Below are 14,169 nucleotides of genomic sequence, written 5' to 3'. Positions count from 1 at the left end.
GAATCACCTCAAAAACTATCAAACTTTAGCATTCACCAGACCTGACTTATGGTCTTGCTCTTTGGCTAAGCGGCGTAACACAACTAGCATTTCTTCTTCCGGTATCTGACGAATAATGTCGCCCGTAGAGGCTTCATAAATCGTCACGACTTCTCGCCCAGATTCCTTATCCATTTTGAAAGAAAGATCTTTATTCATCGACTTCACAAAATCATTGATTTGCTCTGCCATAACAGCGCGCTGTTCATCTGTGATCCGTGCCTGTGTATTGGACATCTCAGAGATGGCTTGCGCAGTACGCTGTTGCCTTTCTCTCATTTGGTCAGAAAGTTGTTCAGTTAAATGAATACCTGAACTTCCGGCCGACGAACTCTCCCCCTTCAGTGTAGAAACACGCTTTACGCTATCATTATCTGAAGCAAGTTTAATGCCATTATTTGAGCCGTAAGGCTGGATGTTCGATGCATTGGATGATACTTCCATAACATTCTCCCTTCCACCTTATAGGTAACACTCAAAACCGTCACCTACGAAGCTCGTTTACTAGTTTAGCCTAGTAAACTAAGAGCTGCAGATGGTGACTGCTTCGCTTGTGCTAACACCGAGGTACTAGCTTTTTGCAAGATTTGTGCCTTAGTCAACGCAGTGGTTTCTTTAGCATAATCGGTATCTTTAATACGGCTACGTGACGCATTAACGTTTTCGTTAATGTTCTCTAGGTTGCTGATCGCATGACCAAAACGGTTTTGGAAAGCACCTAATGAAGCACGATGACTGTCGACCGCTTTTAAAGCACTATCAATCACCGCTACCGCTTCTTGAGAACCGCCGACGGTTGAAACATCGACATCGTTAATGGTACGCGCTTGACCTGCGCCAAACCCAAGTTGAGTTCCTAAATTACCACCAACCGTGACATCTCCTTGAACTTTCTGCGCAGAAGCGAACAACTGCATCTTGCCGTCTTCATCGACTGACGCATTAAGATCGTCGGTTTGACCGTTAATAAATGTGGCAAGCTCTTGAATATCATCACCGGCTTTCGCTTGAATATTCACCTCTTTCGCTTCACCGCCTTTGGTAGTGTAGCTAAAAGAAATATCTCGCGTATCGCCAGCGACCGTCCAATCATCCGCAACCCCGGTTTGCGCACGATAAGCGACACCGCCCATTTCTTTGCTATCAGAACGTAGATCCCCAATACTGAGCTTTACCGCTTCGCCAGAATCGGCACCGATCTGAAAAGATTGGCTACCAAATTTCCCATTCAGTAAGCGATTGCCACCAAATGAAGTGGTTTCAGCGATACGATTAAATTCGTCATTTAAGGCTGAGACTTCTTCTTGGATCGCACCGCGTTCCGCACTGGAGTTAGAACCATTGGATGATTGTAATGCGAGGTCTCGCATACGTTGCAAAATGTTGGTACTTTCACTCATTGCACCTTCGGCGGTTTGAGCGATAGAAATGCCATCATTTGCGTTGCGAACAGCCATATCCAAACCACGACTTTGTGAAGTTAAGCGGTTTGAAATTTGCAAACCGGCCGCATCGTCTTTCGCACTGTTAATGCGATACCCTGATGACAACCGCTCCATCGACTTCTGAGCACTGTCAGCGGAATTGTTTAAATAACGCTGAGCAGTCATTGCAGCCACGTTTGAATTAACGTTTATAGCCATATTGTGATCTCCTGTATCGGACAGTTGATGCGCCTTTGAGTCTCTCACCTCTCTCCGGCACATCTCATTTCTCTCGTCACTTATAACGGCCTATCCATAAAAAACTTTAAATAAATTATATGAAGTCTCTTAAAACTCATTCAAAACGTGAATACGATCAAAATATTATGCAAAAAAAATCCAGCCGAAGCTGGATTTTGTAGAACATCATGAGGCTTATTAACCAAGCAAGCTGAGTGCCGCTTGTGGCGCCTGTTTGGCTTGAGCCAAGATAGAGCTTGAAGCTTTGGACAAAATTTGCGCTTTTGTCAATGCTGTTGTCTCTTTCGCAAAGTCAGTATCTTCGATGCGGCTACGAGATGCATTCACATTTTCGTTAATGTTATCCAAGTTATTAATCGCGTGACCAAAGCGGTTTTGGAAAGCACCCAAGTCAGCACGTTGTGAATCGACATATTTCAACGCCGAGTCAATGATACCCACTGCTTCTTGTGAACCACCAACAGAAGTCACATCGATGTCGTCGACAGTCACTTTTTTACCGGGTTGGAAGCCCAACTCATCGGCTAGTCCACCAGCAAATGTCACATCACCGTTAACTTTGTTTTCACCAGCAAAAATTTGTAACTTACCTTCATCATCAACAGAGGCTTGAACTGCATCAGTTTGACCATTGATGTAAGTCGCTAACTCTTCAATATCATCACCAGATTTCGCATTGATATTGATGGTTTGAGCTTCACCTTTTTTATCGGTGTAATTAATCGCCAAGTCGTTTGCTGTGCTCTGTACTTGCCAGTTTTTATCTTTAGGGTTAGCCGCTTGGAAAGACGTGCCACCCATTGCGCTATTATCGCTACGCATATCTTTTAGGTTCAGCATAACCGCTTCACCACTGCCAGAACCAATTTGGAAAGATTTGGTTCCGTACGTACCGTTCAACAGTTTGTTACCACCAAATGATGTGGTTTCTGCCACTCGGTTTAGTTCATCATTCAGAGCAGTCACTTCTTCTTGAATAGCCACTCGGTCGTCTTTTGAGTTCGAACCGTTCGCTGATTGCAAAGACAGATCACGCATACGTTGTAGAATGTTAGTGGTCTCGTTCATTGCCCCTTCAGCGGTTTGAGCAATAGAAATGCCATCGTTAGCGTTACGAACCGCAACATCTAAGCCACGGCTTTGCGATGTCAAACGGTTAGAGATTTGAAGACCAGCCGCATCATCTTTAGCGCTGTTGATTCTAGAACCTGAAGACAAACGCTCCATAGAAGTTTGTTGTGAGCTGTTTGCTTGGTTTAAGTAACGTTGTGCAGTCATTGCTGACACATTAGTATTTACATTTACTGCCATGGTGGTATCTCCAATTGATTTTCCGGTAGTGCAGGTTTCCGACGTCTCGGAAAACCAAGTAGTTCTCTCAAAGTTACTGTTTATAACGGCATGAAATTTTAAACCTTTAATTTTTTTCTGTGATTTATAGAAAAATGTTTAAGATTAAGAGTAAACGTGCGTGTTATTACAAAATTCGAGGTTCAGTGCGCTATTTAATTAAAGCGGTCTCATCGATTGTCGATATAGACAGGTTTGCCGTTAATTCGACAGCAAAGAAAGGATAAGATTGGGTTGACGTTTCGCCTGAGCAAGCACACTGGTCCCCACTTGCTGTAATATTTGTTGTTTAATGAGACGGGTGGTTTCTTTGGCATAATCCGTATCTCGGATCCGACTATTTGATACCGCTAGATTCTCATGAATATTTTCTAAGTTATTAATTGCATGACCAAATCGGTTCTGCAATGCGCCCAAGTGAGCACGATGACTATCCACAAACTCTAATGCCGTATCAACAACAGACACCGCCATCTGAGCCCCTCCGACAGAAGAAATATCCAATCCATCAACGGCTTGATAGCCTACCGTGTTCATTTGCAGCTGCTCAGCCAATGAACCACTGAAAGATACCGTGCCTGATGTCCTCTTCCCTGCCATAAAAATCTGTAACTGCCCCTTTTCATTGACGGAAGCGGAAACCTCATTCGTTTGTCCATTGATATAAGAGGCAAGCTCTTCAATATCATCGCCAACTTTTGCAGTGATACCAATCGTTGTCGCCTTGCCGTCTGCATCGGTATATTCAATATTGAGCTGATTGCTTTGAGAGCCAACGCTCCAGTTTTGATCCGCTCGATATTGCGAACGGTACTCAAATCCGCCCATATCTATCGAATCCGTTCGCAAATTCGCCAGACTCAGTTGCACCGCCTCCCCACTGCTGGCTCCAATCTGAAAAGCCGCCTGACCAAATCGACCATTGAGCAGTTTTCTTCCACCAAACGTGGTGGTTTCCGCAATGCGATTCATTTCATCATTTAGGGCACGCATTTCTTCTTGTAAGGCATCGCGGTCATCTTGACTATTCGCACCATTGGCAGCCTGCAACGACAAATCGCGCATACGCTGCAAAATATTGGTCGACTCACTCATCGCCCCTTCAGCGGTTTGCATGATAGAAATTCCATCATTGGCATTACGCACAGCCACATCCATCCCATTCATCTGTGTTTCTAAACGATTGGATATTTGTAACCCAGCAGCAGCATCTTTTGCGTGATTAATACGACTGCCCGACGACAACCGCTCTAATGATTGATTGAGCAAATTCGTAGCAGAGCTAAGATGGCGCTGCGCAACCAGCGCTGACACATTGGTATTTACTGTTATAGCCATTTAGCAACGCCACCTTATCCACTCCCGATTTCAGATAATAAGTGCGACATTCATGGAAATATGTAGAAGAGGAAGCCAACTGCTGAAAGTGGTACGCTCTTCTCGCCAAAGAAACAAGCAGTACTACCATGAATTATCAGCAGTTGACCGAAGGCAGAAGATACCAGATTTCTGCTCTTTTGGAACGGGGAATTTCGGTTCCTGAAATAGCTAAAACAGTTCAGTGCCACCGCTCGACGGTATACCGTGAGCTTAAACGCGGTCGGAAGGGAGAGCATTATTGCCCTAACGAAGCCCAGATGTCGTCTACCAAAAAGCGCAAAACAGCACGTAAATACCGAATACCAAAGGAACGTGTCGATTTTATCCGCCTTCTTTTAGAAACAGATTGGAGTCCAGAGCAGATTTCTAATGTATTAACGAAAATTGGTGCATCTGTCAGTCATGAGTGGATCTATCGCTTTGTTGCTCAAGATAAACGCTTGGGCGGTAAGTTATATCGTCACTTGAGACAAGGTCATAAGCGGTATCGCCGAGGTAAACAAGAGAAAGCTCCAGCGATAAAAAATGCCGTTTCGATTGATGATAGACCAAGCATCGTTGACAGTAAGGAGCGGTTTGGTGACTGGGAAATCGACACTGTGCTAGGTAAGCATGGTACAGGTGCAATGGTGACTATTTTAGAGCGTAAGACTCGATTTTACGTGGTAAAGAAAGTGCCATCTAAGTCAGCGGATGATGTCACCAAAGCGACAATAGAGCTACTGAAGCCCTATAAGAAACATGTCCATACCATTACGGCAGATAACGGGCGAGAGTTTGCAGGTCATGAAACCATCGCAAAAGAATTAAAGGCTGATGTGTACTTTGCTCATCCGTACAGTTCTTGGGAGCGTGGTGCTAATGAGAATGCGAACGGTCTTTTAAGGCAATATGTGAAGAAAGGAACCGATCTAACGACAGTGACGGACATCGATATAGAGTTCGCTTTATCGCGGATAAATTACCGTCCGAGAAAGTGTTTAGGCTTCAAGCAGGCAGCCATTATATTTGAGGAGATGGCTTTAGCTTCTTGATATTGGAGAGTGTCGCACTTCGCAGTTGAATTCGGGCTTTACATACTGTCTATATCGTATTGTTATCGCATTTCTTTAGCACAATCGTCATCGTTACTCCGCACACGCCCACCTTCATCACTTAACTTTAAAAAAATGAAACATAAGACATTGCATATCATAAAGATAAAAACACAATGCAAAACAAAATGCATATAAACAGTAAGTCAATAAAAAAACACCCATTTAAATAATCAAAAAATACAATTAACCCTGCATTAATATCAATATTGATTAATATATTTAATTAACCACTCTTTTATAAACAATGGTTTGCATATAAATAACTAAAAAAATCTCATTTTTAATACAAAACGATTTAAATATTAATTTCTATCACTTTTTCATTAAAGAAAACTCGCTTAACTCCGTTATCACTACCACATTACGTACGCTATCAATTCGCGTCGTCTCTTTTTATACGCATTGGAGTTCATTGTGACCATTAGTATTCGCACTAATGTTGCTGCATTAAATGCTAGACATCAGTTAGGTAAAACAACAAAGAATCAAGAATCAGCGATGACCCACCTCGCTTCAGGCTCTCGCCTCTCCAGTGCGAAAGACGATGGGGCCGCCTTGCAACTGTCGAATCGTCTGTCATCACAAAGTCGTGGACTTGATCGGGCCATACACAATGCCAATAATGGAATATCGGTGATTCAAACGGCAGATGGCGCCATGTCAGAAACCAATGATTTACTACAAAAAATGCGCACATTAGCACTGCAATCTGCCAACGGTGTGAATTCAGATGATGATCGAGCGACTCTGCAACATGAAGTGTTATCTCTGAACAAAGAGGTCAATAGCATCGCTGAATCTACAGCGTTTGCAGGAGATAAGTTATTAAATGGTCTTTATGGTACTAAGTCGTTTCAAATCGGAACCGATAGTGGTTCAGCCGTCCATTTAACATTGCATAATATGTGCAGTGACGATGAGATGATGGGAGGTACTACCCTACAAGCACAAACGACAGTCACCGATAACTGGCACGTTGCCCAAGATGCGAATGCACTGACAATACACTTTTCCGGTCAAAATACCCCTGCCATCAATATCGCGGCAAAAGTAGGAGATAATATTGAAGAGCTTGCCACCTATATCAACGGACAAACCGACGATAAAGTAGCGGCATCGGTCAATGAACACGGTCAACTTCAGCTATTCACAGGTAAAAGCCAGCATGTGGAGAGTATTTCGGTAAGCGGCTCTCTCGCGCAAGCTTTAGACTTTCAAGCACAAGAAAACGTTACCGTTGATACCCTAGATATATCAACGGTTGGCGGAGCCCAACAAGCCATAGGCGTTATTGATTCCGCGTTAAAATATGTCGGTGATACTCGTTCTAGTTTAGGAGCACTTCACAATCGCCTGACGCATGCGATTGACAACCTCAATAATGTGAATCAAAACATTACGGTTTCTAACAGCCGATTGAAGGATACCGACTTTGCGAAAGAAGCAACGTCATTAACGCAGTCGCAAATTCGCTCAAAAGCGACAAGTGCCATTTTAGCTCAAGCGAAACAAATGCCACAAACTACACTTAACTTATTGAGTCAATAAAAAAGGGCTTGCGCCCTTTTTTATTGCCCATGTTACTGTGCGGATTTGACCACTAATTGCTGCAATGTCTGCAAAGAAGGCGCAAATAAATACGCTCCAGTTTTGGCGTTCGTAAATCGTAAAAGCTGATCCGTTTTATTATCACTATGGCCATACATACTCTCTAACAGGACTTGGAAGTTATGTAAGGTGTGACAATACGCAACAAACAACAGTCCATGCACGCCCGTGGCGGTTCCATAGGGCAAGCTGTGGCGAACAATTTTAAGTCCTTGACCATTTTCTTTGATATCCACTCGCCCAACATGAGAGGCGGCAGGTACGTTATCTAATTCAACGGAATCAGCTTTGGTACGGCCTATCACTTTTTCTTGCGCCGAAATGTTCAGACGAGACCAGGCTGGCAGCTCATGCTCATAACGCTGAAGCATCACATAACTTCCGCCAGCGAGTGGACCATCCGCTATCACAGCCACCTTATGGCGTTCGTTACCCTCTGGATTTTCAGTCCCATCAATAAACCCCGTCATATCGCGAGAATCTAGGTAGCGAAACCCATAGACTTCATCGACAACGGTGATGTGCTCGGCCATTGACTCCATGCATTTACGCAAAAGATAAAACAGCAGATCATGACGCTGAGCGTGTGCGTGGATCAGAAAATCCATTGCCGTACTCGGAGCAATAACCTTCCCTTTTCCTAACTCTGGAAAATCAATCAATTCATCGGGCATAGGCGCATCGAGGTGTTGCCAGAATTGGCGTGAAAACGACACGCTGACGACCAATTGAGCGCCCGGTTGCTGCTGATTAATTTCATCAACTAACGTAGGGATGGACTGTAATGTTTGCAGTACCTTTTGATGATTATTGACCACATTAAACATGGCATACAAAGCAAAGGGGCCCGCTTCAGGCACGATTGCAGATTGAGGTTGTGACATAATATATCGCCCTTAATTCCTTAGTTTTTTACAAACCGTCACCTTTCGGTGAGATTGCTTTATTCTTATCTTTCGGTTCAAAACAAGCCTTGAGCCGACGACTATTACAGACGTATAGCATCATCCATAATAACAAAAGTAATGACATCGCATTAAACCATTCAAACCGACCATGCTGCTGCAGGACATAATATACACTTAAGCTCACTTGTGCGATGACATCCAGCAGCGTGACATGCCGTGTCACCCGATGAATCCACTTGGTCATCACCGTTCGCTCCGGATGACGAAAATGAACCCACCACATCATGATCACGACGGGCACACCCAAGGCCAACTCGTAATAGAAGTGAGCACGAATCGGATAACAAAACGCCAAAATATCAGCGCCATTCTGACGGGTAGCTCCTGCCATGACGAGCACGCCCCAAGCTTTTGCTAACCAAAACCAAGTCAGCCATAGCCATATCGGCGTCTTTAAAAATCCGTGTTTATCATAATGCTCTAGCGGATAGTAACGCACAATGCCTCTTCTTATCTCTGCGTAGAAAAAAGAGTCCTACTTTATCGCTATTGTTGACGAAGGTCATGTCTTGATTATCCATTTCTACCATCATCGCTCGCAGTATGACTGGTTATTCCCGATTTCAGATAATAAGTGCGACATTCATGGAAAGCGTAGAAGAAGAAGCCAACTGCTGAAAGTGGTACGCTCTTCTCGCCAAAGAAACAAGCAGTACTACCATGAATTATCAGCAGTTGACCGAAGGCAGAAGATACCAGATTTCTGCTCTTTTGGAACGGGGAATTTCGGTTCCTGAAATAGCTAAAACAGTTCAGTGCCACCGCTCGACGGTATACCGTGAGCTTAAACGCGGTCGGAAGGGAGAGCATTATTGCCCTAACGAAGCCCAGATGTCGTCTACCAAAAAGCGCAAAACAGCACGTAAATACCGAATACCAAAGGAACGTGTCGATTTTATCCGCCTTCTTTTAGAAACAGATTGGAGTCCAGAGCAGATTTCTAATGTATTAACGAAAATTGGTGCATCTGTCAGTCATGAGTGGATCTATCGCTTTGTTGCTCAAGATAAACGCTTGGGCGGTAAGTTATATCGTCACTTGAGACAAGGTCATAAGCGGTATCGCCGAGGTAAACAAGAGAAAGCTCCAGCGATAAAAAATGCCGTTTCGATTGATGATAGACCAAGCATCGTTGACAGTAAGGAGCGGTTTGGTGACTGGGAAATCGACACTGTGCTAGGTAAGCATGGTACAGGTGCAATGGTGACTATTTTAGAGCGTAAGACTCGATTTTACGTGGTAAAGAAAGTGCCATCTAAGTCAGCGGATGATGTCACCAAAGCGACAATAGAGCTACTGAAGCCCTATAAGAAACATGTCCATACCATTACGGCAGATAACGGGCGAGAGTTTGCAGGTCATGAAACCATCGCAAAAGAATTAAAGGCTGATGTGTACTTTGCTCATCCGTACAGTTCTTGGGAGCGTGGTGCTAATGAGAATGCGAACGGTCTTTTAAGGCAATATGTGAAGAAAGGAACCGATCTAACGACAGTGACGGACATCGATATAGAGTTCGCTTTATCGCGGATAAATTACCGTCCGAGAAAGTGTTTAGGCTTCAAGCAGGCAGCCATTATATTTGAGGAGATGGCTTTAGCTTCTTGATATTGGAGAGTGTCGCACTTCGCAGTTGAATTCGGGTTTATTACTATGTTCATCTCAACAAAAAAGGAATTCTTGATGAAAAACAATTCGTCATCACGCCCGTCGCCAGAAACTCAGCAAGAGGCGATGCGTATGGCAAAAGCCACGCAAAAACCTGGACAGACCAAAGAACAAACTAAGTTGATTGCGCAAGGTATCGAGCATGGCATTGCTCTCTACAAGAAACAGCAAAAAGAGAAGAAGCGTCAAGCTGATAAAGCGAAGAAAAAACAAATCGTCACTGAAACATCGCCAATGACTCCAGAGATAAACTTGGACAAAGATATCCCCAAAAGCCAAATCCGTTGGCTACCTTGGATGCTATTACTCGTCAGTTGGTTAGGATTTATCACCTACCTCAATCTCACTTAGGGCTCTTGATTAATAGCCAAAGCCAGCATCTCTGCTGGCTTTGGCTTAATCATATCCTAATGTCTTAGCGATATCACTTTCACGCTCTAATACCCACTGGTAATCAAAGGGCCCCCAATCTGACAATTGGTAATAACCATCATTGTGACGACGCCCGTCTTGCACAAACATCAGCTCAATACCAATGCCTGGTAACGCACGAATCACATCTTGGATAGTGCGCCGGGGCCACCCCGTTTTTTCAATTAATTTAGGAACATTTGGCCTATCCAAACATTCCACCAATAACGCGAGATACAACCGCCTCGCAAACACAGGACTCAATTCCATTCATACCTCCTCAGCCTTAATGCGTCCATTATTTCTGTTTTGTGAGTTGCTGTGTTGAGTTTGATCAATAACTGTTCAATCCTTCGTTTTTTTGGCAACATTTCTGTGCTTCAAAGCAAAATACGAATACCTTTTGTCACCACTGACGCTTCCTGCTAGGATCCATTCAGTTTGTATAAAAATTCAGTTTTAGAGAGATAGTTATGAACATCATTATGTATGGTATTCCCAACTGCGATACCATCAAAAAAGCGCGAAAATGGTTAGAACAGGCTGGTATTGACTACCAATTTCACGACTATCGTAAGCACGGAGTTGATCAAGCGCTCATCGAAACATTTTTTGCCCAACTCGATTGGCAACAGGTAGTGAACAAGCGCGGCACGACATATCGCCAATTGACTCAAGAGCAAAAAGACGGATTAACAGAAACCGCAGCGATCCCGCTACTGGTCGAGCATCCCGCCATGATTAAACGTCCTATCTTAAGTGTGGATGGACAACTGCATCTCGGGTTTAAAGCCGAGCAATACGCGGATATTTTCTCTTAATATAGGAATGCAACAATGACAACAGATAGCCCCGTACTTGCGCTTGCTACCGATCTACTGCGTCGCCAGTCAGTCACCCCCGAAGATGCTGGGTGTCAGCAGGTAATGATCGAACGCCTTAAAGCCCTCGGATTTGAAATCGAAACGATGGTTTTCGAAGATACCACCAACTTATGGGCTCGCCGTGGGCACTCAGCACCGCTGTTTGTCTTTGCGGGACACACCGACGTAGTGCCCGCCGGAAACTTAGCCCACTGGCATACTCCGCCTTTTGAACCAACCATCAAAGATGGCATGCTTTATGGCCGTGGTGCTGCGGATATGAAAGGCTCTTTGGCCTGTATGGTGGTCGCTGTCGAGCGATTTATCGCCGAATATCCCGATCACACTGGCTCTATCGCTTTTCTCATCACATCCGATGAAGAAGGGCCGTTCATCAATGGGACAACGCGCGTTGTTGAGACGCTCAAAGCGCGTGGAGAAAACATCGATATCTGTATTGTTGGCGAACCTTCAAGTACCGAGTATGTCGGTGACGTCGTTAAAAACGGCCGACGCGGTTCGTTGACTGGCGATTTAACCATCAAAGGAATTCAAGGACACGTTGCTTATCCCCATATTGCTCGGAATCCAGTCCACCAAGCCCTGCCTGCGCTTGCTGAGCTTACAGCAACACAATGGGATGAAGGTAATGACTACTTTCCACCGACCAGCTTTCAAACCCCTAACTTGCACAGTGGAACGGGCGCCGCGAACGTTATTCCCGGCGAATTCAATGTGCAATTCAATTTCCGTTTTAGTACCGAGTCGACCGATATCTCACTCAAACAGCGAGTGATCGATATTCTTGATAAGCACGATTTAGACTACGACTTAGACTGGACCTTAAGTGGTCAGCCTTTTCTAACCGATGAAGGAGCGTTACTTGATGCGGTTGTTAAAGGCGTCCAAAAAGTGAATAAAAATGCACCAGCGCTACTGACCACTGGCGGAACCTCCGATGGCCGTTTTATTGCAGCAATGGGCGCGCAAGTGGTCGAGCTTGGGCCTGTCAATGCGACAATCCATAAAGTCAATGAGTGCGTCCGTATCGAAGACCTTGAGAAACTGACTGATATGTATCAACATATCCTCAAACACTTATTCGCTGAGTAATACGCCATGACGCCGCAACAACTGACCGGACAAACTGACGAGCATTTGACTTGCTTGATGATGGGACAGAAATCGTTTCTGGTGCACCCAGATGTTCAAAACGATTTAATGGGTTTATCTCAAGCAGCGGTTGCGGCGGGATTTGATTTTCATATTGCGAGTGGTTTCCGGCCGTTTGACCGTCAATGCTGGATTTGGAATCGCAAAATGTCGGGAGAGGCCTCCATTAAAGATGCAGACAACCGTCCGATTGATGTTTCTAAGCTATCTGAGCATGAGAAAGTCATGGCCATTCTGCGCTGGTCTGCGCTCCCTGGAGCCAGTCGACATCATTGGGGAACAGACTTCGATGTTTATGCCCATAATGCTCTCCCCGACGCCACTTCACTGCAACTCGAACCATGGGAGTACCTATCAGGGCATCAGTCGGGTTTCTATCAATGGTTATCGGAACACCTTGAATCTTTTGGTTTCTATTTCCCTTACCAGCAGGGAGGCAGTGGCGTGGCTTTTGAACCTTGGCATATTAGCCATCGAGCCACTGCACGCCGCTACCTTGCTCAGCTCACTGTGCCTGTTTTGGCTAATCAACTGAAACAAAGTAACATTTTGGGACAAAAGAGCATCCTAGCATCGCTACCTAGCATCTATAATGAGTATGTCATTAACGTCAGTGATTAGGAGGCAATATGGAATTACTGTTCAACCCTTGGGTCATTATCATTGGGGTGCTGTGTATCATCATCGGTAATATTGCCGCACTCAAATACACCTCAAAAATGAAATTTGATCAATGGCAAAAAAAGCCCCCAACCAAGGAAAACGCCACGCCCCCTACATCCTCACCGGACTCAGACTCTTCCTCCGCGTCCTCTTCCGATTCATCCATAAAAAAAGAGCGTTAATACGCTCTTTTTATTGGTTCACTGTTCGATGATATCGCTACTGTGAGTTTTTAGAATCAGGTTTATCAATCAGTGCTTTCCAAGCTGCCACAATCTGCTTCATTTGCTTTTCAGGAATCGGCTTGTCTTTATCGTTCGTCACATTAATCGATGTCCGGTTACTCAGATCACCCAATAACAAAGTATAGCTTCCTGTTTGTAAATCTAACGGCTTCAAGCCATGCTGCGCTAAGGTATCATCATCGATACCGACATAACGCACTTTCACCGTACCTTGCGAATGATTACGATCTTTAATATTAAAGCCTAATGTCGGCAATAAGGTCGTGACACGCTGCCAGAAAATATCATAAGGAGCACGAGCAATGATGACAGGCAAACCACTACGGTCAGTCCCCATCGCGACAGGAATATTGTTTACCATCGCTTTCGCTTTACGGCGCTCTTCTGCACGGCGCTCAGCATCATAATGGGTCGTCACTAAGTTCGTCATATAAGCCGTATAACGCTGGCGTTGAGGGATTGTGGCCTCTTTCTGACTCTCTTTTTGACGCCATTGGACTAACGAGATTTGAATGCCATAACGATGATTCGCCTGTACACGTTCAATGTCATAGCGTGTGTCGATCTCACTGTCTTCATCTTTCGATGTCCAACGAACCCAGCCCGTCTCTAGTGCATTGTGACTCTTTTTAGCAACAGGGAGTTTGCCACTATCAACCATATCGTTGATTGCTCGCCAAACGCTGTCAGCATCGGACTTTTTCACGACCCATAGTGTCACCTTACCATTTTGAACCTGAGAGCGGGCGCCCGGAACCAAATTCAGAATTTGCTGAGGCGGACGGATATCGACGTTCTGCCCGACTTGCCCTTGATAATCCCCTTTAGGGATTTGGTAATTGGGATAATAATGTGACTGAGCGTCTTTTGGCATTGTCCAATCATGAAAATCTTTGGCATCTAAGTAAGCAAAGCTATCCTTTGCTTGACGTCGTTCTGCCGGGCTGCTTGAACAAGCACTCAAAACTAACACAGCCAGTGAACTAAGCACTAGCTGACGAGAACACTTCATTGAAACT

General features: G+C 44.6%; 16 protein-coding genes. 8 read left to right on the top strand and 8 right to left on the bottom strand.

The features are described from left to right. Positions 1 to 18 precede the first annotated feature (18 nt). The 4 genes from flaG to EAE30_RS09155 all read right to left on the bottom strand — a co-directional run bounded on the left by flaG (position 19) and on the right by EAE30_RS09155 (position 4,412). The gene (flaG, locus tag EAE30_RS09170; protein WP_123015627.1) at positions 19 to 483 is read right to left on the bottom strand and encodes a flagellar protein FlaG; all 465 of its coding nucleotides are present in this window, start codon (positions 481 to 483) and stop codon (positions 19 to 21) included. 65 nt (positions 484 to 548) lie between these two features. After that, complete coding sequence (locus tag EAE30_RS09165) at positions 549 to 1,682, bottom strand: flagellin (protein WP_123015626.1); 1,134 nt, start codon at positions 1,680 to 1,682, stop codon at positions 549 to 551. 219 nt (positions 1,683 to 1,901) lie between these two features. Next, the gene (locus EAE30_RS09160; RefSeq protein WP_123015625.1) at positions 1,902 to 3,035 is read right to left on the bottom strand and encodes a flagellin; all 1,134 of its coding nucleotides are present in this window, start codon (positions 3,033 to 3,035) and stop codon (positions 1,902 to 1,904) included. Between the two features lie 240 nt (positions 3,036 to 3,275). Then, the gene (locus tag EAE30_RS09155; RefSeq protein WP_123015624.1) at positions 3,276 to 4,412 is read right to left on the bottom strand and encodes a flagellin; all 1,137 of its coding nucleotides are present in this window, start codon (positions 4,410 to 4,412) and stop codon (positions 3,276 to 3,278) included. A gap of 128 nt (positions 4,413 to 4,540) precedes the next feature. On the opposite strand from EAE30_RS09155, the gene EAE30_RS09150 reads away from it, so the two are divergent. Together EAE30_RS09150 and EAE30_RS09145 are read left to right on the top strand one after the other, a co-directional pair. Beyond that, positions 4,541 to 5,488, top strand: a complete 948-nt coding sequence (locus EAE30_RS09150) for an IS30 family transposase (RefSeq protein WP_123014135.1) — start codon at positions 4,541 to 4,543, stop codon at positions 5,486 to 5,488. A gap of 477 nt (positions 5,489 to 5,965) precedes the next feature. Next, positions 5,966 to 7,099, top strand: a complete 1,134-nt coding sequence (locus EAE30_RS09145) for a flagellin (RefSeq protein ID WP_123015623.1) — start codon at positions 5,966 to 5,968, stop codon at positions 7,097 to 7,099. A 32-nt stretch (positions 7,100 to 7,131) separates the two neighbouring features. Here EAE30_RS09145 and EAE30_RS09140 read toward each other — a convergent pair whose 3' ends face one another. Both EAE30_RS09140 and EAE30_RS09135 read right to left on the bottom strand, forming a co-directional pair. Then, on the bottom strand, positions 7,132 to 8,043 hold the full coding sequence (locus EAE30_RS09140) for a Dyp-type peroxidase (protein WP_123015622.1): 912 nt from the start codon (positions 8,041 to 8,043) through the stop codon (positions 7,132 to 7,134). Positions 8,044 to 8,071: 28 nt separating this feature from the next. After that, positions 8,072 to 8,566 (bottom strand): DUF2919 domain-containing protein, encoded by a 495-nt coding sequence (locus EAE30_RS09135; RefSeq protein WP_123015621.1) that lies wholly within the window; start codon positions 8,564 to 8,566, stop codon positions 8,072 to 8,074. A gap of 221 nt (positions 8,567 to 8,787) precedes the next feature. Here EAE30_RS09135 and EAE30_RS09130 point away from each other — a divergent pair, with 221 nt between their 5' ends. Together EAE30_RS09130 and EAE30_RS09125 are read left to right on the top strand one after the other, a co-directional pair. After that, positions 8,788 to 9,735, top strand: coding sequence for an IS30 family transposase (locus EAE30_RS09130; RefSeq protein ID WP_123014135.1), 948 nt, complete (start codon positions 8,788 to 8,790; stop codon positions 9,733 to 9,735). 75 nt (positions 9,736 to 9,810) lie between these two features. After that, positions 9,811 to 10,146, top strand: a complete 336-nt coding sequence (locus EAE30_RS09125) for a DUF2956 domain-containing protein (protein WP_123015620.1) — start codon at positions 9,811 to 9,813, stop codon at positions 10,144 to 10,146. 45 nt (positions 10,147 to 10,191) lie between these two features. Here the strand turns inward: EAE30_RS09125 and EAE30_RS09120 are convergent, their stop codons facing one another. Further along, positions 10,192 to 10,476 (bottom strand): winged helix-turn-helix domain-containing protein, encoded by a 285-nt coding sequence (locus tag EAE30_RS09120; protein ID WP_123015619.1) that lies wholly within the window; start codon positions 10,474 to 10,476, stop codon positions 10,192 to 10,194. 203 nt (positions 10,477 to 10,679) lie between these two features. Here EAE30_RS09120 and EAE30_RS09115 point away from each other — a divergent pair, with 203 nt between their 5' ends. Genes EAE30_RS09115 through EAE30_RS09100 form a run of 4 tightly spaced genes read left to right on the top strand, consistent with a single transcriptional unit; the run spans position 10,680 to position 13,087 of the window. Next, positions 10,680 to 11,027 (top strand): ArsC family reductase, encoded by a 348-nt coding sequence (locus tag EAE30_RS09115; protein WP_123015618.1) that lies wholly within the window; start codon positions 10,680 to 10,682, stop codon positions 11,025 to 11,027. 15 nt (positions 11,028 to 11,042) lie between these two features. Next, positions 11,043 to 12,182, top strand: a complete 1,140-nt coding sequence (gene dapE / locus EAE30_RS09110) for a succinyl-diaminopimelate desuccinylase (RefSeq protein WP_123015617.1) — start codon at positions 11,043 to 11,045, stop codon at positions 12,180 to 12,182. A 6-nt stretch (positions 12,183 to 12,188) separates the two neighbouring features. Further along, the gene (locus EAE30_RS09105) at positions 12,189 to 12,863 is read left to right on the top strand and encodes a M15 family metallopeptidase (protein WP_123015616.1); all 675 of its coding nucleotides are present in this window, start codon (positions 12,189 to 12,191) and stop codon (positions 12,861 to 12,863) included. Between the two features lie 8 nt (positions 12,864 to 12,871). Beyond that, the gene (locus EAE30_RS09100; protein ID WP_123015615.1) at positions 12,872 to 13,087 is read left to right on the top strand and encodes a DUF2897 family protein; all 216 of its coding nucleotides are present in this window, start codon (positions 12,872 to 12,874) and stop codon (positions 13,085 to 13,087) included. 37 nt (positions 13,088 to 13,124) lie between these two features. Here EAE30_RS09100 and bamC read toward each other — a convergent pair whose 3' ends face one another. After that, the gene (bamC, locus tag EAE30_RS09095) at positions 13,125 to 14,162 is read right to left on the bottom strand and encodes an outer membrane protein assembly factor BamC (RefSeq protein ID WP_123015614.1); all 1,038 of its coding nucleotides are present in this window, start codon (positions 14,160 to 14,162) and stop codon (positions 13,125 to 13,127) included. Positions 14,163 to 14,169: the final 7 nt, after the last annotated feature.

Source organism: Vibrio zhugei (genome assembly GCF_003716875.1).
In the GTDB taxonomy this organism is placed as follows: domain Bacteria; phylum Pseudomonadota; class Gammaproteobacteria; order Enterobacterales; family Vibrionaceae; genus Vibrio; species Vibrio zhugei.
This window is presented reverse-complemented; position numbering and strand designations above follow the sequence as displayed.

Coding starts and splice junctions, on each gene's coding strand:
- flaG (WP_123015627.1), bottom strand. CDS start 483: ATGGAAGTATCATCCAATGCATCGAACATCCAGCCTTACGGCTCAAAT.
- EAE30_RS09165 (WP_123015626.1), bottom strand. CDS start 1,682: ATGGCTATAAACGTTAATTCAAACGTGGCTGCAATGACTGCTCAGCGT.
- EAE30_RS09160 (WP_123015625.1), bottom strand. CDS start 3,035: ATGGCAGTAAATGTAAATACTAATGTGTCAGCAATGACTGCACAACGT.
- EAE30_RS09155 (WP_123015624.1), bottom strand. CDS start 4,412: ATGGCTATAACAGTAAATACCAATGTGTCAGCGCTGGTTGCGCAGCGC.
- EAE30_RS09150 (WP_123014135.1), top strand. CDS start 4,541: ATGAATTATCAGCAGTTGACCGAAGGCAGAAGATACCAGATTTCTGCT.
- EAE30_RS09140 (WP_123015622.1), bottom strand. CDS start 8,043: ATGTCACAACCTCAATCTGCAATCGTGCCTGAAGCGGGCCCCTTTGCT.
- EAE30_RS09130 (WP_123014135.1), top strand. CDS start 8,788: ATGAATTATCAGCAGTTGACCGAAGGCAGAAGATACCAGATTTCTGCT.
- EAE30_RS09125 (WP_123015620.1), top strand. CDS start 9,811: ATGAAAAACAATTCGTCATCACGCCCGTCGCCAGAAACTCAGCAAGAG.
- EAE30_RS09120 (WP_123015619.1), bottom strand. CDS start 10,476: ATGGAATTGAGTCCTGTGTTTGCGAGGCGGTTGTATCTCGCGTTATTG.
- EAE30_RS09115 (WP_123015618.1), top strand. CDS start 10,680: ATGAACATCATTATGTATGGTATTCCCAACTGCGATACCATCAAAAAA.
- dapE (WP_123015617.1), top strand. CDS start 11,043: ATGACAACAGATAGCCCCGTACTTGCGCTTGCTACCGATCTACTGCGT.
- EAE30_RS09105 (WP_123015616.1), top strand. CDS start 12,189: ATGACGCCGCAACAACTGACCGGACAAACTGACGAGCATTTGACTTGC.
- EAE30_RS09100 (WP_123015615.1), top strand. CDS start 12,872: ATGGAATTACTGTTCAACCCTTGGGTCATTATCATTGGGGTGCTGTGT.
- bamC (WP_123015614.1), bottom strand. CDS start 14,162: ATGAAGTGTTCTCGTCAGCTAGTGCTTAGTTCACTGGCTGTGTTAGTT.